The organism is Flavobacterium sp. LMO8, assembly GCF_009495755.1.
Lineage (GTDB): Bacteria > Bacteroidota > Bacteroidia > Flavobacteriales > Flavobacteriaceae > Flavobacterium.
On record NZ_WIBJ01000028.1, the window covers coordinates 171,304 to 191,886 of the forward strand.

At 30.7% G+C, this 20,583-nt stretch carries 13 protein-coding genes; 6 read left to right on the top strand and 7 right to left on the bottom strand.

Annotated elements, in window-relative coordinates; all coding sequences use genetic code 11:
• Positions 1-85: 85 nt before the first annotated feature.
• Genes GFJ94_RS05695 through GFJ94_RS05705 form a run of 3 tightly spaced genes read right to left on the bottom strand, consistent with a single transcriptional unit; the run spans position 86 to position 3,875 of the window.
• Positions 86-610, bottom strand: a complete 525-nt coding sequence (locus GFJ94_RS05695) for a hypothetical protein (RefSeq protein WP_153200606.1) — start codon at positions 608-610, stop codon at positions 86-88.
• Between the two features lie 23 nt (positions 611-633).
• On the bottom strand, positions 634-1,845 hold the full coding sequence (locus tag GFJ94_RS05700; RefSeq protein ID WP_153200607.1) for a restriction endonuclease subunit S: 1,212 nt from the start codon (positions 1,843-1,845) through the stop codon (positions 634-636).
• Positions 1,842-3,875: a class I SAM-dependent DNA methyltransferase gene (locus GFJ94_RS05705; protein ID WP_153200608.1), complete on the bottom strand. Its 2,034-nt coding sequence runs from the start codon at positions 3,873-3,875 to the stop codon at positions 1,842-1,844. The genes GFJ94_RS05700 and GFJ94_RS05705 overlap by 4 nt, the downstream gene beginning before the upstream one ends.
• A gap of 170 nt (positions 3,876-4,045) precedes the next feature.
• Between GFJ94_RS05705 and GFJ94_RS05710 the strand changes: the two genes are divergently transcribed.
• Complete coding sequence (locus tag GFJ94_RS05710; protein WP_153200609.1) at positions 4,046-4,591, top strand: hypothetical protein; 546 nt, start codon at positions 4,046-4,048, stop codon at positions 4,589-4,591.
• An 18-nt stretch (positions 4,592-4,609) separates the two neighbouring features.
• Here the strand turns inward: GFJ94_RS05710 and GFJ94_RS05715 are convergent, their stop codons facing one another.
• From GFJ94_RS05715 to GFJ94_RS05730, 4 genes are all read right to left on the bottom strand, one after another.
• A complete protein-coding gene (locus GFJ94_RS05715) occupies positions 4,610-5,905 on the bottom strand; it encodes a site-specific integrase (RefSeq protein ID WP_153200610.1) in 1,296 nt (431 codons plus the stop codon).
• A 257-nt stretch (positions 5,906-6,162) separates the two neighbouring features.
• Positions 6,163-7,077 carry a GYDIA family GHMP kinase gene (locus GFJ94_RS05720; RefSeq protein ID WP_153200611.1) on the bottom strand — a complete coding sequence of 305 codons (915 nt, stop codon included), beginning with the start codon at positions 7,075-7,077 and terminating at the stop codon, positions 6,163-6,165.
• Positions 7,077-8,393, bottom strand: coding sequence for a hydroxymethylglutaryl-CoA reductase, degradative (locus GFJ94_RS05725; protein WP_153200612.1), 1,317 nt, complete (start codon positions 8,391-8,393; stop codon positions 7,077-7,079). Before GFJ94_RS05725 ends, GFJ94_RS05720 begins: the two co-directional genes overlap by 1 nt.
• A 45-nt stretch (positions 8,394-8,438) precedes the next feature.
• On the bottom strand, positions 8,439-12,341 hold the full coding sequence (locus tag GFJ94_RS05730) for a PAS domain S-box protein (protein WP_162523799.1): 3,903 nt from the start codon (positions 12,339-12,341) through the stop codon (positions 8,439-8,441).
• A gap of 561 nt (positions 12,342-12,902) precedes the next feature.
• Between GFJ94_RS05730 and GFJ94_RS05735 the strand changes: the two genes are divergently transcribed.
• From GFJ94_RS05735 to GFJ94_RS05755, 5 genes are all read left to right on the top strand, one after another.
• Positions 12,903-15,074 (top strand): S9 family peptidase, encoded by a 2,172-nt coding sequence (locus tag GFJ94_RS05735; protein ID WP_153200614.1) that lies wholly within the window; start codon positions 12,903-12,905, stop codon positions 15,072-15,074.
• 26 nt (positions 15,075-15,100) lie between these two features.
• Positions 15,101-16,819, top strand: a complete 1,719-nt coding sequence (locus GFJ94_RS05740) for a peptide MFS transporter (RefSeq protein ID WP_153200615.1) — start codon at positions 15,101-15,103, stop codon at positions 16,817-16,819.
• Between the two features lie 78 nt (positions 16,820-16,897).
• The gene (locus GFJ94_RS05745) at positions 16,898-18,556 is read left to right on the top strand and encodes a peptide MFS transporter (RefSeq protein ID WP_153200616.1); all 1,659 of its coding nucleotides are present in this window, start codon (positions 16,898-16,900) and stop codon (positions 18,554-18,556) included.
• Position 18,557: 1 nt separating this feature from the next.
• Positions 18,558-20,060, top strand: a complete 1,503-nt coding sequence (locus GFJ94_RS05750; RefSeq protein WP_153200617.1) for a peptide MFS transporter — start codon at positions 18,558-18,560, stop codon at positions 20,058-20,060.
• A 53-nt stretch (positions 20,061-20,113) separates the two neighbouring features.
• Positions 20,114-20,581, top strand: coding sequence for a thioredoxin family protein (locus tag GFJ94_RS05755; protein WP_153200618.1), 468 nt, complete (start codon positions 20,114-20,116; stop codon positions 20,579-20,581).
• The last annotated feature ends 2 nt before the right edge of the window (positions 20,582-20,583 follow it).

Sequence of the window (20,583 nt, forward strand, 5' to 3'; positions counted from 1 at the left end):
TTATTTTCAATTTTTAGCTTGATTTTTTATTAATAAAGTTTTATAATCTTATCATCATATCTTCAATTGCTTTTCCGCTTTCTTTTTAACTCAGACTCTTTTTGGCTTTCAAATCTTTATAATTTGCTAAAATTAAAATTAGAGTTATAAAAGCTGTCAACATTTCTGTTCCAACAAATAATTTAGCATATAAACTGTTAGGTTGAATTTCACTTGTATTATTCATTATAAAAACACCAAAACTATAATAAAAGAAATCTAAATATTCATTTGCTTCACTAACTTTTAGAAAACTTGATTTATTATAATCAAATAAGCACCAATAGTAAGAAGCAAAAGTTAATGATAAAAAAAATATTATTCCTAATGTATGAGCTAAAAATTTAAAACGTCCACCACTATTATCTTCGTGTTCGTGAATTTTTTCTGTTTGATATAGAACAAAATAAAAGTTACTAATGATAAGAAAGAAAAAAAAGAAAAAACCAAAACCATATCTTTCAAATTCATTACATTCTTCCACTAACATTAATCTAAAAATGAGATACATAAAAAATGGAAGAATTACAAAAACACCGTGTCTGTTTAAGTATTTAACAAAATTTTTCATTTGCATATTTTTTCAAGAATTACTTACACTTCTATCGTTCTATTCATCAATCTCGGCAACAGTATATCTCGCGCTTCTTTGAGTTTTTGGTTTTGAACAGTTAGATTTATTATCTCATCAAAAAATGGTTCGTTGAGATTTTTGTATTTTCTTAATATTTCATCTGAAGGCTTTACAAATTCCAAATATTGAATAGATGAGCCTGCATGGAGAATTGTTGAACCTTTTGCATGAGCCTTAATTGTTTGCTGAATTTCATCAGATTTCATAAGGCATAAACTGAAAGTTTTACCAAAACTATCATTCTTATCAAGAATCTTTCTCAATCCTGAGGAATAAGCACCGAATAAACCATATCCAATATTACCTATACTTCCGTCAAATGATATTAAAATATCATTAACGTCAACAGTTTTGTCTTTTACAAGTTCTTGATAAACAAAAATACCGCTATCTCTTTTGCTGATGTCTCCAACTCTTAAAAAAGGTATTGTATTAATTGCTTCATCATTAAGATAGTTCTTGCTTCCAACTTCAATTCCTTTCACAAAGTCAAAAAAATCAATTACTTTCAGTTTACTCCACCCCACAGGCAAACCACTTTCTTTATCAAAAGCTGTGTTTTCATAATTAGGGAAACGGAAATTAACAAACCATTCTTTGTAAATATTCTGTGCCGTTTTTTCTAATAACTTTATGCGTTTCAGGTTGTTTTCTAATAAATCGTCGTAATTGGATAAAATAGAAGCAATGCGTTTTTGGGTTTCTATTTTGGGAACTTCGATTTCAAAGGTTTTAATTTTATAAATACCAAGTTTACCTTGAGCCGAACCTGATGCTATTTGTTGGAACTTGTTTTTTTGATAATCGCCATATATTGAATATTTTAAAAATTTAGGATAGAGTTCATTCAAGTTATGTGGTATTAATTTAACAGCATTTTCAGTTAAATTGCATCCGTCAAATTCTTCTGTTATTTCTCCAATATCTCCAATATTTGCACCAACAATTGTAATAACAATATCATCTTTATTAACTATATAATTTGAAATCTGTATAAAAGTATTCTCATCAATATAAGCAGGTTCTTGAACATCAATTTTACCGTCTTTAATATCTCTTGCCCTAATATATAGATGGTTATTAGGTTTTGTTATAAATTCACAGCCCTTTGGGAGTCTTTTACCGCCTTTGATAATTAATAAATCACCTAAGGTTTTATTTTCCCAACTCATAACCCCAATTCATTTAAATTAGACTGTATTTGTTCGGCAAGTGTAACGGCTTCTTCATTTAAACTTTGTAGTTCTATTTTTATTTCTGCCATTCGGGCTTCGTAATCATAATCATCATCTATTTGCGGTGCTACACCTACATAACGCCCTGCGGTAAGACTATAATCATTTTGGGCAATTTCTTCTCGATTTACTACTTTGTTTAAACCTGCATTGTCTTTATAAACGCCTTCAGGAAAGCGGTCTAACAACCAATGGCTTTCTCTATTAAAATAAACTATTTGGTCTATGGCATTGCTAAACACTTCAAACTCGGTTTCTAAAGTTTTTACTACTTCTAAAACATTGGTTTTCCAATCTTTATTTTTACGTAAATCGTTGTCTTTTCCTGCTTCTTTGCAAAAATGGTTTAAGGCTTTTATAGTAGCATTAAAATCTTTCTTTGCTTTTTTAAGTTCGGTAGTTTGGGTCTTGTCTAAGGTTTTATTTTTAGAGCAACTTTCAAAAGCCACTTCAAATTCGGTTTTGTTTTTGGCAAGTTTGGTAATGGTTTTTAAATCGTCTGCTTGTAGTTCTTTGTCAAAAACGGTAACTAATTCTTTAGGTGCTAATTTCTCTACATAAGGCAAAATAGCATTGTTATAACTTTCTAAGAGTAATTGTGCCGAAGCTTGTGCTTTATTTAGTTCCTTATTGGCGTTTTGAGCGTAGTTTTTCAAAGCACGAACAAAATACTTGTCTGAACCTCTATAAAGCCCTACTAACGCCTGTATATTGTTTAATTGCTCATCTGTGAAATCGTGTAAGCTGGAAGAAACTTTTCGGTACACGTCTCTTAAATCGAGCATTAAAGTTGTATCAGCTCTTTGGGCGTCGTTTTCTTTTTCACGGTCGTAAAACCAAAGTGTACAAGGCAAAGAACGGGTATAAAAGAATTTTGTTCCAATAGAAACCATTACATCTACCGCACCTGTTTCTACTAATTTTTGACGAATGTCTTTTTCGCTATGTCCTGCATCCGAAGCCGAAGAAGCCATGACAAATCCTGCTCTCCCTTTTTCGTTTAATAACGAATAGAAATACTGCATCCATAAATAGTTTCCGTTGTCGTTTTTAGGCAATCCAAAAGGCAAACGAGGGTCTTTTTTTACACTGTCTTTGCTTTTATCAATTCCATCTACATTAAACGGAGGATTTGCCATAATGAAATCACACTTTCCTAACAAATCGTGTTTGTCTTCATAAAAGGTATTTCCTTGCAAAATAGAACCTTCTAAGCCATGCACTGCCATGTTCATTTTGGCAAGTTTGGTATTGGTATCGGCTTTTTCTTGACCGTAAAAAGTTACTTGGTTGGTAGCATCTGCACCTTCTTCTTCCTCAATAAAATGAGCGGTTTGCACAAACATACCTGCTGAACCTACAGCAACATCGGCAACTATTCCATGATTAGGTTCTATAATCTTAACAATAGTATTTACTAATGATGGAGGTGTGAAAAATTCGCCACCTTCTTGAGCGCCACTCATGGCAAACTTGTTTAAGAAATACTCGTAAATACGACCGAAAACATCGCCTGTAACATCGTTTAAAGATTCGTCATTAAATACACGAACTAAACGTTGCATTAGGTCTTTTTCAAACAAGCTGTATTCTTTAGGTAATACACCACTTAAAACTTCATATTCATTTTCAATACTACGCATGGCATCATTAATGCATTCGCCTAAATCTTCACTTTCAGGTAAATTAGCTAAATAAGTCCATTGTGCTTTTTCGGGTAAAAAAATAGCTTTGGCGGTTAAAAAGTCTTCTTTATTGATAGGTCTTACTCCACGTACAGGATGCACAGGAAGTGTTTTTTCTATTTCTACTTTAGCTTTTACAAATCGGTTGTACGCATGGCGTAAAAAGATAAGCCCTAAAACAGGAAAGCTATATTCTGAAGAAGTTAGTTTGCTATTGGCACGTAAATCGTCGGCGGTTTTCCACAGTCGGTTTTCAAGTTCTTTGAGTTGTTCGGCAGTCATTTATTCAATGTTTGTAGCAAATATAAATTAATAAAAGGAATTTAAAATGCGGGAATCCGTAAACTTGTTATAATTATACGGTAAAATATATTTCTTGAATATGCGTTTATTACTTTGTGTTTTTATTTAATAAAATCATATTGATTTTAATCTTTTATAAAAATTTATTCATGATAGAATATATTGATACAGATTTTTTAAGAAGCTCAGATAGTAAATTTGTAATAAAGGTTGAAAGTTTGTTAAAAATAAACAACACTTTAGAAGAATTTACTGAAAAGTTTCAGTTAGATGGTATTACAAACGGAAAATTGTTTGTGATTTCTAGATTTAATAAATATGAATTTAATTGTGATTTCATAATTAATAATTACTTAGTGGTTAATAATTTGATTCAAAATGTTGATTTTGCAATTTTGTATATGCCATTAACCGTTGGTGTTAAATATGAGATTTGTGACGATGTTGGTAAAGAACTTAATGATACTTTAAATCTAAATTGGATACAAAGTTTACTTTTTGTTAATGAGTATATATTTTGGTTAGTTGATGATGAAAAATCTGATGCTGAATTAATATATAAAATACTTAAAATCAACTATAAAATGATTGATGGTCTTGGGTTTAGAACCCCTATAATTATTAAAACTGACGAAGGATTTGTTTATTATAAATTTTTGAATGAAGAAATTATTCACAGGTGTTTTCATTTATAATTGTTGTTACTTTATATTTTAAATATTAAAAAAACCGCTATCAACAATATGTGAAGCCCTCTGCTCTCCTGCAATTCTAATGTATTTATAAAATTCCCGTTCTGTCTTATGTCCTGAAAAATGCATAATATCAAAAACAGGCATTTTCTTTAAATACATATTTGTGCAAAAACTTCTTCTGGCGGTATGAGAGTGTATTAGTTCAGATTTAGAAATATATTCTTTAATTTCTTTTCCGCCTTTTCTTTTAATACACTCAATTTTTTGATTCAATTTAAGTTCTTGTCCAATTTTTTTAATGTATTTATTTAAGTCTTTTTCTAAGATTTTTTTTGGTGGCAAGCCGTTGTGTCTTAAATCCATTATTTGCTTGATTTCTTTTGTAATAGGACAGTTTACTCTAGCTCCTGTCTTTTTTTGTTTTATAGAAAAAAAATCTCTTCCATTAATTTTTTTAATTGATGATGCTGTTAGTCCATTGTAATCTGAAATTCTTTGCCCTGTATAGCAACCAATTAAAAATATATCTCTAGCTAATTCGTAATGTTTTTTATCGGACAAATCTAATTCAAGCATTTGATTTAATTCGTTTTCTGATAGATAAATAGCCGTTGTTTCTTCAGGGGTAAAGTTGAAATCTTTAACATTGAAATCAATAGTATTGATTAATTTTTTTTGATTAGCCTCAATTAAAAAAGTTTTTAGGTTTTTTAAATGTTTTGAAATAGTATTATGTGAAAAATCATTCTCTTGTAAATATTCTATAAAATTTAATACAAATGATTTATTGAAAGTGTTGAAAGTGATTTTTTCATTGTGTTCTATTCCATAATTTTTAACTTTAAGTAAGGTTTGTTTGTATGAACGCTTTGTAATTATACTAATTTCCTTTGATTTTAATTCTAAAAATTCATCGGAAAATTCAAAAAAAGTTTTAGGCTTAGAGTTGTCTATAACAATGTTTTTATTTAAATAATTATCTAAAAAAAGTTTTAATGTAACATTTGTTACAACTGCTTGTTCTGCTATTAATCTTGAATATTCTTTCTTTATTACATTTTCAAGCTTGCTTAAAAACTCATTTACTTCTATGGCATTTATGATATTAGATTTTGTTTGTTTTATTCTTTGTTTATCAAAATCCCAATCGGAAAAACAAGACTTATAGCCTGTTGAGTATTTGAATCTGTTTCCGCCATAAGAAAAATGGAGAAAAATTAAGCTGTCTTTTTTCTTCTCGATTTCAAGATTTTTAATTGCGTCTTTAAAGGCAAACCTAACTATCCCGTTGCTGTTTTCAATTGTCTTAATCATATAATTAAAGCTATATACAAATATAGTAAAAATATGAATAGGGTGTTTATTAGGGTGTTTTAAAGTTTAATGTTATTTAAAATTATTTTATTTTAAAATGTTTAAATGAGGTTTAATCCTAATAAATTAAAGGGTTTTTGTTGTTAAGTAGTATTAATTGAAATTAATCAAATTAAAAGTTAATGGTACTGGAGGTACCACAAAACCCGAATAGCAATATTCGGGTTTTTTGTTTTATATTAATTTGTAAAAGGAGTTTATAAAATCATTTCTTCGTAAGAAAGTACTACTGAGTAGCCTTTTTCTTTGAAATAGTCTTTTGGATTGTCTTTAGAAATTGCCATTACAAAATCGCCTCCCCAAGCCCCTAAGCTTTTAATTACACCTTTAAAATCTGGGAAAAGTTTCTCTTGAATGGTTTCAATTTCTAAAACATCACTCATGATTATTTCATGCTTTTCCATTTGTTTGGCAAATTCTTTTCCTTCTTTACAATCTATGGTGTCGTAAGTTATGGTGTTGATTTTTGAAATCACCGCATTCACATTATGATGTTTTGACATGTAGTTAGCAATCGCTAGTTTGCTACTTTGCTTCTGATTCAAATACACAAAATGAATATTCTCCTTAAAAGTTGGATTGAAATGAATCGCTTTGAAATTTGGTTTTTCGTTTTCTAAATGATACACAATAGGGGAATTCGATTTCGCACAAGCAATGTCATAACCGCTTCCTCCAAAACTTTTTTGCAATAATTCAAATGCATCAATATTTAGCCAATCACCAATACTATTTATCAGAGTAGATGAAGTTCCTAAACCCCAAAGCCTTGGAAAAGTTAAATGGGTTTCAATTTTGTAGCCTTCTTTTTCTAAAAACGTTGGATTTTGAATAAAAGCCTGATGTAAAATTTCAATTAAAGTGTTTTTTACATTAGAATTGCTCTCGGAAATAATTTTGTCTTTTATTTCTTCAAACGAAATTAAGTCTTCAAACCAAATACTTTTATCAGCATCAAAACTTGTCCATTTGATTTGGTTGTTTGTTCCTTGTTTTATCACTAAACTTTGTCCGAATTTTGTAGGCAATGCTAAAGCTTTCGCACCGTCTAAAACAACGTATTCGCCTGTAATGAGTAATTTTCCGTTACTGTAAAAAGTTTGGGTTTCCATTAACTTCTGATTTTTTCCAAATAATCTACGACCAAACTATGAGAAACGGTAGTATTTTTAAAATAATCTAATACTTGTTGCTTTTCTTCTTTGGTAGCTTTGTGTTGGTTTAAAATATTCATTAAGTGCATTTTCATGTGCCCTTGTTGGATTCCAGTTGTAGTTAAAGAGCGTAATGCAGCAAAGTTTTGAGCTAATCCAGCGGCTGCTACAATTTGCATTAATTCTTCTGCAGAAGGTTTTCCTAATAATTCCATTGAGAATTTTACTAATGGATGTAATGAAGTTAGTCCACCAACGGTTCCTAATGCTAATGGAATTTCCATCCAAAAAGTGAAAATATCGTTTTCAATTTTTACATGCGATAAACTCGAATATTGTCCTGATTTACTGGCATAAGCGTGAATTCCAGCTTCAACGGCTCTGAAGTCGTTTCCTGTTGCTAAAACTACTGCGTCAATTCCGTTCATGATGCCTTTGTTGTGAGTGACAGCTCTGTAAGGTTCTACTTCTGCAATTCGAACTGCGGTTGCAAATTTTTGAGCAAATTCGGCTGAATCAATGTTTTTATCTTCTGAAAGTTGGTTTATCGGACAAGAAACTTCTACACGTACAACACAATTGGGTACATAATTACTCAGAATACTCATTACGATTTGAATGTTTTTTTCATCCGAAGTAAAATCAGTATATTCTTGTGCTTGATTTTCTAATGTTTTGGCAAATTGTTCTAGACAGGTATTGATGAAATTCGCACCCATGCTATCTTTTGTGTTGAAAGTAGCATGTAATTGGTAATAATTTGGAATTTCGTTGGTTTTATCTCTAAGTTCGATGTCTAAAATTCCGCCACCACGCTTTTGCATGTTTTTGGTAATTTCATTTGTTTCATCGAAGAAAGTTGGTTTTATTTTGTTGAAAAAAGTGGTTAGTTTTTCAGCATTTCCATTGAAAATAAAATGAACTTGTCCAATTTTTTCAGTATTGATAATAGTTGTTTTAAAACCACCGCGTTCGCCCCAAAATTTTGCTGCTTTTGAAGCTGCAGCTACCACCGAGCTTTCTTCAATTGCCATTGGAATTGTATAGCTTTTTCCGTTGATGATGAAGTTTGGAGCTACTCCGTATGGAAGATAAAAATTAGTTAAAGTGTTTTCGATGAATTCGTCATGCAGTTTTTGTAAATTTTCATCGGAATTCCAATATTGTAAGATGCTTTGTTTTGCTTCTTCTGGATTTATGAAGTACGTATTGGTAATCCAATTTATTTTTTCGTTTTTAGATAATTTTGAAAAGCCTTTAACATTTTGATTCATAGCAACTGAATTAAGTTCAAATAGACGGCAAAGATACTAATAGAATTAATTAGGAATACTATTTGTCCATTTAATTAAAGTGGTTTCAAATAAATTTTTGTCGATTGGCTTTATGATAAAGTCGTTCATGCCGGCTTCTAAGCATTTTTCTTTTTCGCCGGTTATTATACCTGCAGTAATGGCAATAATGATGGTATTAGAATTTGTTTTTCTTATTTCAGTTGTAGCTTCATAACCATTCATAATTGGCATTTGAATATCCATAAAAATAAGATCAGGATTATTGGTTTGGGTTATTTCAACTGCTTCCTTACCATTTTTAGCTTCATAAATAGTGCAATTAGGGAGTTTATTTCTTACGAGTGTTTTAGTTAAAAGCATGTTTATTTTGTTGTCATCTACGATCAATACTTTTATTTTGTTTAAATGAATGGTTTCTTTTAATGTAGGAATAGTTTGTTTTTTAGAATTATGGTTGAAATAATTTTGTAGCGCATCGTATTTTATAGGCTTGATTATGCTTTGAACCTTTTCATTATTTCCGTTTTCGTTGAAATTGCAATTAGAATTTTGCATAACAATTATGGAAATGGAATTACTTAATTCTTCAATGATTTTATTTGTAATGACTTCGGAAAGATATTCTAAATCTAAAAGTAGTAAGTCGATTTGGTTTTCTTTAATAAAATCAGAAATGGTTTCTGTGTTATTTTGAAAAATTTGTGTTTCTATATTAAAAGATTTTAGCATATTTTTTAAAATAGAGTTCACCAACTGGTTGTCTTCAATAATCAGCGCTTTTTTAAAATGAAGCTTATTGATTTGTAAGTGCTGACTACAAAGTTCTGATTGCAGGTCTAATTCAAAACTAAAAATTGAGCCTATATTTAGTTTGCTTTCAATTTCTAATTTACTATTCATTAGTTTTAATAAGCTATTAGTAATTGTTAACCCAAGTCCGGTTCCGCCATAATTTCGAGTTGTAGAATTGTCTTCTTGAGTAAAAGCTTCTAGGATTTTTTTCTTGTTTTCTTTTTTTATTCCAATACCCGTATCTTTAACGCTAAATTTGATTTTTGTGGAGTTTTTATTTCTATTTACTGTCGAAATTTCTAATTCAATTTGACCATTTTGTGTAAATTTAATTGCATTATTTAGCAAGTTTTGTAATATTTGTTTCAATCGAATTTCGTCTACCCATATAACGCAATGGACATCATTATGAATATTCACAATTAATTCTAGGTTTTTTTGATGAGCCATGAATTTCATCATATCAACACATTGATTTATGATGCTGTGAAGACTTGTTTTTTCTTTATTAATAATTAATTTTCCAGCTTCGATTTTCGAAATATCTAATATATCGTTTACGACATCTAAAAGTGTAGAGGCTGATTGACTAACGGTTTCTATATGTTGTTTTTGAATTTCACTTAAATTAGAGTTTAATAACAAATTGCTAAACCCAATAATTCCGTTTAATGGTGTTCTAATTTCATGACTCATATTTGCTAAAAATTCAGATTTAGCTTTGTTAGACGATTCTGCTAATTCTTTTGCAATAATTGCTTCTTCGGCAATTTTTCTTTCCGTAATATCAATTAAAACACCTTCAATATAACTTATTTCGTTATTAATAACAATTCCTTCTCCGTATTCTTCAACCCAAACATAGGAACCATCTTTTTTTCGAATACGGCAAGTTGCTTTATATGGTTGTTTCTTCTGTAATGCTTTGTCAATAATAATTCTCAATTCATCTTTTTCTTCAGGGTGATATAGTTCAAGCAATGAAATCTTATTACTCATAAAATCATCACGATGATAGCCAGTGAGTTTTTCTATTTCGTCATTTAGATAGACTTTTGTTCGCAATTCATCATATTTAACTAAAAAAACTGAAGCTGGGATATTATTTGCTAGAAGTCTAAATTTTTCTTCACTTTCAGCAATTGCTTTTTCATTGTTAATTCTTATAATCGTGGAAGAAATATTGTTTGAAAGTGTAAGAAGAATACTAATTTCCTCATCGGTCCAGATGCGTTCATTTTTGCAATCATCAAAACCAATAAAACCTAAAAAAGTATCTTTATTAAAAAGAGGAATTATTAGGATAGAAACAATGTTTTGAGCAATTAGTAAATCTTTTAAATCGCCATCAGTTATATTTTTAATTAAGCTTATAAATGGTTTTTTACTTAAAAGAGTTTGCATAAAATCTGAAAACTCTTCATGAGGGATATTTTGAAGATTTGGATTGTTAATTTCGGTCAAGTTATTGTCAGAAACCCATTCAAATCTTTGGCTTACTAAATTAGTTTTGTCATTATTTTCGAAGTAGTAAAAACGATCTACTTTAAGTACTTTTCCAATTTGTTCAATAGATTTATCAAAAATATTGTCTTTGTTTTTATGAATTAATAAGTTACTAGTGACCTTTGCAATTGCGGTTAATATTTCGTTTTTGTATATAATTTGATTTTCAGCTTCTTTGCGTCTAGTTGTTTCAATAGAAAGAGCAATTATTTCAGCTACTGTCTTTGCAAAATTAATATCTTCATTGGTCCAATATCTATGTTCAATAGTAGCTTCAAGGCATAATATATTATTTAATTCCCCTCCAATGTAGATAGGTATATCTAATAATGATTTAATGTCGTATTTTGGAAAGTATTCAGTTTTAAATTCAGATAAACAATCACTATGGAATACATTGGATGCAATAATCATTGGTTCAGTTTCGATATTTGAAATATAATTACTGATAGTTTTTTTTTGGATAGATAGGTCTGCATAATGTTTATCTTCACTTTTAACGTAAATATTTTTCAAATTAATATGGTCTTCATTAAAATCCCATAATGCAGCTCGATCAATCCTTAATCCAATCGCTGTTTCTTTGCAAATATGTTTTAAGAGTGTTTCAAAATCAGGAAAATTCAAGAAATTTAAAGTTGATAGTTTGTTGGAAATAGAGTTTAATCTACTAATTTCTTCAATTCGTTTGTGTTCTTCTAATTCAATAAGTTTTGTAGTCGTAATATCTCTAATAATACAAGAAAAACCAGATGCCACATCATTCTCATCTCTTTTAATTGTTACTTTTTGAGATACCCAAATTTCATCACCATTTTTTTTTATTATTGGAAATTCTAATATTTCAAATTCATCAGTTTCTGAGATTGAATCTGAATAAAATTTTGACACCGTATTTTTAAAATCATCTCTAATGAAATCGCTAAAATGACTCCCTAAAAGTTCTTCTAATTCATAACCTAATGTTTGAATTGAAAATTTATTAGCGTAAATGATATTCCCATAACGGTCACTCTCATATATGATATCTTTAGCATTTTGAATTAAATTAGAATACTTGTTCTCCAAACTAATTTTTGAGGTTATTTCTTGTCCTGTAGCAACGAAAGTGTCGTTTTTTTGTTTAAAATCGGTCCATTGAATAAATTTATATTCGCCATTTTTGCATTTTAATTTTCTAAAATATACTGTATTTGTTTTAAATTTATCGTTGTAGTCGCCAGCTACAAATTCAGCATCTTCGGTTAATTGCCAAAAGGCCTTTCCTAACACTTCGTCTGGATTGTATCCTAATATTTTTTTTATTGAATCATTACAATAAAGCACGTTTCCCAAATTATCAGTAGCAATAATAATTGAGTTTGTATTGTTTATAATGTCATGTGTAAAAATTAGTCTTTGATTTGTTTTAATGTTTTGGATTATTTGGCTTAAATGAATAATTAAAATAATAAACAAAGCATTTGTATGGGTTACAATGTTTAAGGTTTCTTCGTTTTTTATAATAGTAAGAACGAATAAAAGGATGAAGTTAATTCCAATAAAAATTAAAAAAGTTGTAAATCGTTTAAAAATTGCAAATGCAAAAAATAGTAATAACAAATATTTTGAAAATAAAAAAAAACTCATGCTCTCTTTGAAAAAGCCATAAATTACTGACAAAAAGAATAAGTAAAAACAATTTCTAAAAATGGTATAACTGTATTTAGCTATTTCTTTTTTTGAAGTTATTATAAATATGAAAACACAAAATGCACCAACTAGAAATTCAAAATATGAATTAACACTTTTCGATTCATTAATTATCAAATAAAACAATTCGGCAACCGGAAATATTAATCCGAGATACAAAAAGTAATATCTGTATTGCGTGTTAGAATGATGATTTATAGTATTTCTTAAAGTTCTAAAATCGATATTGGATGATTTTAGCTGAAAATAGAAAAATAAACTAAAAACCGTTAGAAGAAGTATTAAATAAATAAAGACATATATATTGGCAACAGCTATTAAGCTGAAAAAAAAAAAGAATCCATTTTGTAGTGTTACTGCCATTTATTTATGTTACCATTTCAAACATAAATGTAGTTAAATATTTTTTAAAAATCAAAAACTTTATTAAATGAAGTTAAAATTATGGTTAATTCATATATTTTCACTAAAATTGGGGTCTTTAAGAACATATTTATCATGAAAAAATACAGTTTAGCAGTGTTGCTTTTTGTAGTGAGCTCATTATCAGTTGTAGCTCAGCAAAAAATTACTTTAGAAGAAATTTGGGGCGGTGCCTTCAGAACAAAAGGAATGGATGCCTTGAGTGCCATGAAAAACACCAACCAATATACGGTGTTAAATTACGACAGAAATTCTAAAAGTTATCAAATCGATTTGTATGATTTTGCAACTTTAGAAAAAGTAATTACACTTTTTGATACTAAAAATCACTCAGAAGTATCGTCAATAGATAGTTATACTTTTGACAAAAACGAGAAAAAGATTTTAATTGCTACCAAATCAAATCCTATTTTCCGTCATTCTTTCACAGCTGAATATTTTATCTATGATATTCCTTTAAAAACAGTAAGTAGTTTTACAACTAATGCAATTCAAGAACCAACTTTTAGCGCAGACGGAACTAAAATTTCGTATGCCTTTGAAAACAACTTATATATTTATGATTTAATTTCAGGCGCTTCAATTCAAATCACGCAAGATGGTCAAAAAAACAAAATCATCAACGGTATTACGGATTGGGTATATGAAGAAGAATTTGCATTCGTAAAAGCTTATGATTGGAATGCGACAGGAACAAAAATCGCCTACATTAAGTTTGATGAAACCGAAGTTCCAGAATTTTCAATGGATATGTATAATCAAGGTTTATATCCAACACAAACAGTTTTCAAATACCCAAAAGCCGGAGAAAAAAACGCAATTGTTTCGTTACATATTTTCGATTTAAAATCGGGAACGACTAAAAAAATTAACTTAGGAGATTATAAAGATTTTTACATCCCAAGAATCAAATGGACGAATGACGCGACTACTTTAAGCGTTCAAGTGATGAATCGCCACCAAAACAATTTAGACTTACATTTTGTAGATGCTAATGCAGGAACTACAAAAATTGTTTTGAACGAAAAAGACGCTGCCTATGTTGATGTAACCGATAACTTAACGTTCTTAAAAGACAACAGCTTTATTTGGACATCAGAAAAAGACGGATTCAATCATATTTACCACTACGATAAATCAGGTAAATTAAAAAAACAAGTAACAAAAGGAAATTGGGAAGTAACCAATTATTATGGTTTTGATGAAAAATCGGGAATGATTTATTATCAATCTGTAGAAAATGGTTCTATTAACAGAGATGTTTATGCTATTAAAGTAGATGGGAAATCAAAAACAAGATTATCATCAAAAACCGGAACAAACTCAGCTACATTTAGCCCTAACTTCCAGTTTTTTATAAACACTTATTCAAGTGCAACTTCAGCACCAATGTATACTTTAAACGATTCGAAAGCAGGAGCGGTTGTTAAAACAATTGTTTCTAATGAAGCGGTTGAAACTAAATTAGCAAAATATGATGTTACTCCAAAAGAGTTTTTTGTATTAACTACCGAAAAAGGTCAGCAATTAAACGCTTGGATGATTAAACCAAAAAACTTTGATGTGACTAAGAAATATCCAGTTTTCATGTTTCAATATTCAGGACCAGGATCACAGCAAGTAGCAAATCAATGGAATGGGATTAATGATTTTTGGTTTATGATGTTAGCGCAACAAGGTTATATTGTAGCATGTGTAGACGGAAGAGGAACAGGTTTCAAAGGAGCCGCTTTCAAAAAGTGCACACAAAAAGAATTAGGAAAATACGAAGTAGAAGACCAAATCGATGCTGCAAAAGTAATTGGAAAATACAACTACGTTGATGCTTCAAGAATCGGAATTTTTGGATGGAGTTATGGCGGATTCATGTCGTCAAACTGTTTGTTCCAAGGTGCTGATGTGTTTAAAATGGCAATTGCAGTAGCTCCAGTAACTTCTTGGAGATATTATGATAGTATTTATACTGAGCGTTACATGCAAACTCCACAAGAAAACGCAAGTGGTTACGATAATAATTCACCAATCAATCATGTAAGTAAATTAAAAGGGAACTTCTTGTTAATTCACGGAACAGCTGACGATAATGTGCATGTTCAAAACACCATGAAAATGGTCGAAGCGTTGGTTCAAGCAAACAAACAATTCGATTGGGCAATTTATCCAGATAAAAACCACGGAATTTACGGTGGAAAAACACGCTTACAATTGTATACTAAAATGACAAATTTTATTAAAGAAAAATTATAATAAACCAATAACTAAAACTAATTTATATGAGTGAAGTAGCAGCTAAACAAAGCCACCCAAAAGGACTATGGGTTTTATTTGGAACCGAAATGTGGGAACGTTTCAATTTCTACGGAATGCGAGCAATCTTAACATTGTTCATGGTGAATTCATTATTAATTAAAGAAGCAGATGCTGCCATTATTTATGGTGGATTTTTAGCATTATGTTATTTAACTCCGCTTTTAGGAGGATTTATTTCAGATAAATATATCGGAAATAGATATAGTATTATGTTGGGTGGAACCTTAATGGCAATTGGTCAATTCTTATTGTTTATTAGTGCATCAACTTTTGATTCGAGTTTAGGAAGTGCAAAATTATTCATGTGGATTGCCTTATTTATTATCATTTTTGGTAATGGATTTTTTAAACCAAACATTTCATCAATGGTGGGAAGTTTGTATCCAAAACAAGAAAAAAACAAATTAGATTCAGCTTTTACTATTTTCTACATGGGGATTAACATTGGAGCCTTCTTAGGCCAATTTATTTGTCCTTGGGTTGGTGATGTTAAAGATGCAGAAACAGGAGTTAGAGATATTTTCGCTTTTAAATGGGGATTCTTAGCGGCTTCTATTGCGATGATAATTGGAACAATAACTTTCTTTGTATTAAAGAATAAATATGTTGTTACTCCAGAGGGAAGACCAATTGGAGGTTTACCAAAGAACAATGTAAATGATGATTTTGAAGAAGGTGAAACGCAAACAGCAAAATTCACTGGTAAAGCTATTGGAATTGCATTCGGATTGTTTGTAGCCTTATTTTTTATATTTAGATATTTATTAGTTGGCGAATTTAGTTTCTCTTCTGTAGGAATGGGTCAATTAATCAAAGGAATTATTTATCCATTTATTTATTCTGCTGGTATTGCTTTAGCTTACTTAATTATGAGTTCTGCCGAAAATAAAGTGGAAAGACAAAGAATTTGGGTAATTTATATTGTTTCGTTCTTTATTATTTTCTTCTGGGCAGCATTTGAGCAAGCGGGTTCTTCGTTAACTTTTATTGCAGATAATCAAACCGATAGAGATATTTTTGGATGGAATATGCCGCCATCAATGGTGCAAATTTTTAATGGTATTTTCGTTGTAATGTTAGCATTACCATTCAGTTTATTGTGGGATAAATTAAGAGCTAAAGGGAAAGAACCAGTATCGCCATTAAAACAAGCAATGGGATTAGCTTTAATTGCAATAAGTTATTTTATCATCGCACACAATGTAAAAGATTTAGGTAACTCAGGTTTATTAGCTATTAAATGGTTAATGTTGTTATACTTAATTCAAACTATGGGAGAACTTTGTTTATCTCCAATCGGATTGTCATTGGTTGGTAAATTAGCTCCAAAACGTTTTGCTTCATTATTGTATGGTGTATTCTTTATCTCAAATGCTGCAGGTTATGCTTTAGCGGGTTCGTTAGGAGCAATTATTCCTGCAACAGGTGATAAGTTTCAGAAAGCCGAAGTAATAGGAGTAAATCTTCAAGATGTTCTAGACAAAAAAGTGACTTTAACTCCAGAGCAGGTTGCCTTATTTGAAAAGGAACAATTACCAGTTGAGTATACTTCTTTTGCAGGTTTTGAAATTCATAACTTGTACGAATTCTTTATGGTATTTGTCGTTTTATGTGGAATTGCAGCTGTTATTTTAGCTGTTTTATCTCCAAGATTGAAAAAAATGATGAATGGGATGACCTAATTGTCATTATAAATATTTTTTATATCTTTCAAACCTACAAGAAACCCTTGTAGGTTTGTTTTTTTAATACAATAAATTATGTGGAAAAGTCATCCTAAAGCATTGCCTTACTTGTTTTTATCTGAAATGTGGGAACGTTTCGGTTACTATTTAATGATTGGTATTTTTACCCTTTATCTAAAAGATGTAGAAGCCGGATTCGCCATGACCGAGAAAGAAGCATCCGATTTATATGGAACTTTTATCGCTTTGGTCTTTCTAACTCCTTTCATTGGTGGTTTAGTTGCCGATAGATATTGGGGCTACAAAAAATCAATCGTTATTGGTGGTTTAATGATGGGAGCAGGTTATTTCATGATGGGAATTCATGATATTACGATGCTTTACATTGCCATGACACTGGTAATTGTAGGTAACGGTTTCTTCAAACCAAATATCTCAACACTTTTAGGTAATTTCTATACCGAAGATAAATTCAAAGATAAAAAAGACGAAGGGTACAACATCTTCTACATGGGGATTAATGTTGGAGCGTTCATTTGTAACTTCTTTGGAGCTGCTTTGCAAATTTTATTAGGTTGGCAATATGCTTTCATGGCGGCTGGAGTAGGAATGTTCGTTGGTGTAATTGTTTTCTTATTGGGAACAAAACACTACGGAAATCAAACCGAGAAAAAAGGTGTACAGCCTGGTGACATGCCTTTCTGGAAAATTGTGATGTTTATTTTAGTTCCATCAGCAGTTTTTGGAATTATTGGTTGGTTGTTAAAAGGAGTGACTTCTGAAGCAAATCCGAATGGTTATATTTTTGGTTCGGATAGTACCGATGCCTTTATTTTTGCTTGTATTCCGGTAATTTTCTTCTATGGAAGTTTGTACTTCAAAGCTAAAGCGGAAGACAAAAGGCCAATCGGTGCTTTGTTAACCATTTTCGCAGTGGTAATTTTATTCTGGGGTGTTTTCAAATTGAATGGTTCAGCACTTAACACTTGGGCAGATCGTTATACAGATAGAGAAATCACAGGAAACACTCAAACGGTTTTCAACGGATTGAAACTAGCCAAAGAAGTAGAATACAAAAAGGATACAGTTGAATTATACGATGCGAGCTTCCGTATTCAAAAAGTAAATGGAGAAGTTCAAAAAACAGTAGATTATCCAGTTTACTTTAGAAACGTTGCGAAAGATAAATTACCTGAAGAAGGTTCTAAAGTATCGCTTTGGGCAACCAATTTAAGTCAATCCATAAATCCGGGTTGGGTGATTATTTTAACACCTTTGATAGTAGCATTCTTTACATTCTTAAGAAGCAGAAAGAAAGAACCTTCAACTCCAACAAAAATCGCCTTCGGGTTATTAATATCGGCTTTATCTGTTTTAGTAATGATTGCTGCTGTAAAAATGGGAGCAAATGGTTCTGAAAAAGTAAGTGTTTGGTGGTTGGTTGCTAATTACGGAGTTATCACCATCGGAGAGTTATTCTTAAGTCCGATGGGATTATCGGTAGTTTCTAAATTGAGCCCAACGAACATTACTTCATTAATGATGGGCGGTTGGTTCTTATCCACTTCTATCGGAAATAAATTAAGTGGGGTTTTAGCGAGTCTTTGGGATACGTATGACGACAAGCAAGACTTCTTCTGGATTAACTTCGGATTATTAATGTTTGCTACAATGTTGATGTTCATTTTATTGAAACAACTAAACAAGGTAATGCAAGAAAAAGGGATTCATTAAGATGCAAACAATAGAACAAATTCAAGATTTTAAAGGAAAATATCCAAAACAACTTTGGTATTTATTCTTCAGCGAAATGTGGGAGCGTTTCTGTTTCTACGGAATGCGTGGAATGTTGGTGGTTTTCATGGTAAGTCATTTGGCTATGGATGAAAAAACTGCTAATTTGCAATATGGAGCAACTCAGGCTTGGGTGTATGCTTTTACATTTATTGGAGGTTTATTTGCGGATAAAATATTGGGATTAAGAAAGTCACTTTTTTGGGGTGGAATTCTAATGATTTTGGGAAGTATTATTTTGGCAATCGATCCAAAGAACCTATTTTTCATTGGAATCAGTTTTACTATTGTTGGAACAGGTTTTTTCAAGCCAAATATTTCATCAATGGTAGGTCAACTATACAAAGAAGGTGATCCAAGAAGAGATGCCGGATTCTCATTTTTCTATATGGGAGTTAATTTAGGAGCCTTGTTAGGAGGTTATGTTTGTATTGCTGTTGCCGAAGGTTCTATGTGGCAATCTATTGTCCCAGAAAATTTAAGATGGAATGTTGGTTTTGGATTTGCTGCTGTTGTAATGATTATTAGTTTGTTAACGTTTACACAAACACAAAAAACATTAAGTACTATTGGACTTTCTCCTTTACAAGAAGTAGCAACTTCAAAACGTAAAGGATTGGAAATTGCAACTTATTTAGGTTCATTATTAGTAATTCCAATCATTATCATCATGGTTGCGAATACAAAATATACAGATTATTTTATGATGTTTATCGGACCAGCTTCTATCTTGTATTTGTTCTATGAAATGAAGAATTTTTCAGTTTCAGAGAACAAGAAACTTTTGGCTGCTTTAGTGTTCATTATTTTCTCTATTTTCTTTTGGGCATTTTTTGAACAAAGTGGAGGTTCATTAAGTTTGTTTGCTGCCAATAATTTGAATAATACCATTGCAGGAGTAGAATTAAGTCCAAATGGGGTTAATAATTCAGCTAACTCATTATTTGTTATTGGTTTTGCGGCATTGGTTGGTTTGGTTTGGTTATGGATGGCAAAGAAAAAAATCGAGCCAAATACCATTATTAAATTTGGTTTAGCCTTTTTGTTTTTAGCTGGAGGATTCTGGGTATTCTATTACACACAATTTTTCGCTGATTTAAACGGAAAAACATCTTTAGGGATATTTACTTTAGGTTGGTTAGTGATTACATTTGGTGAATTGTGTTTATCTCCTATTGGAATGAGTGCCATGACAAAATTATCACCAAAAAAAACTCAAGCAGTTATGATGGGAATGTGGTTTTTAGCTAGTGCATATGGTCAATATTTTGCTGGGATTTTAGGTGCAAATATTGCTGAAGCTTCTGAAAATGCTTCTAACTTAGATAAACTTGTTTTGTACGCAGATGGTTATAAACAGTTGGCTATTTATGCCCTTATTTTAGGAGTTTTACTTATAATTATTTCACCTTTAGTTAAAAAATTAATGCAAGAAGTTAAGTAGTTAACTTTTTTTGGCATCCAATTTGCTTAATTTTGTTTTATAAAATTTAAAATATGAAGAAGATTTTAGTAATAGCGTTTTTAACTTTGACTAGTATGTCAATGCAAGCGCAAGAAGAATTAACTTGGCATACCGATATGTCAAAAGCAACCGATATTTCCATCAAAGAAAATAAACCAATGTTCTTGTTCTTTACAGGATCAGATTGGTGTGGATGGTGTATTCGTTTGCAAAAAGAAGTTTTCAAAACGCCAGAATTTATCAAATGGGCAAAAGAAAATGTTGTTTTAGTTGAATTGGATTTTCCAAGAAAAAATAACCAAACCGAAGAAGTTAAATTGCAAAATGCACAATTGCAACAACAGCTTCAAGTTAGAGGTTATCCAACGGTTTGGTTTGTAAGTGCTACAAAAACCGCTGAAGCTAAGATAAATTTGAACGCTTTAGGAAGTACGGGATATGTAGCGGGAGGTCCACAAGCTTGGCTTAGCGGAGCCAATCAGATTATTCAGAAAAAATAAGA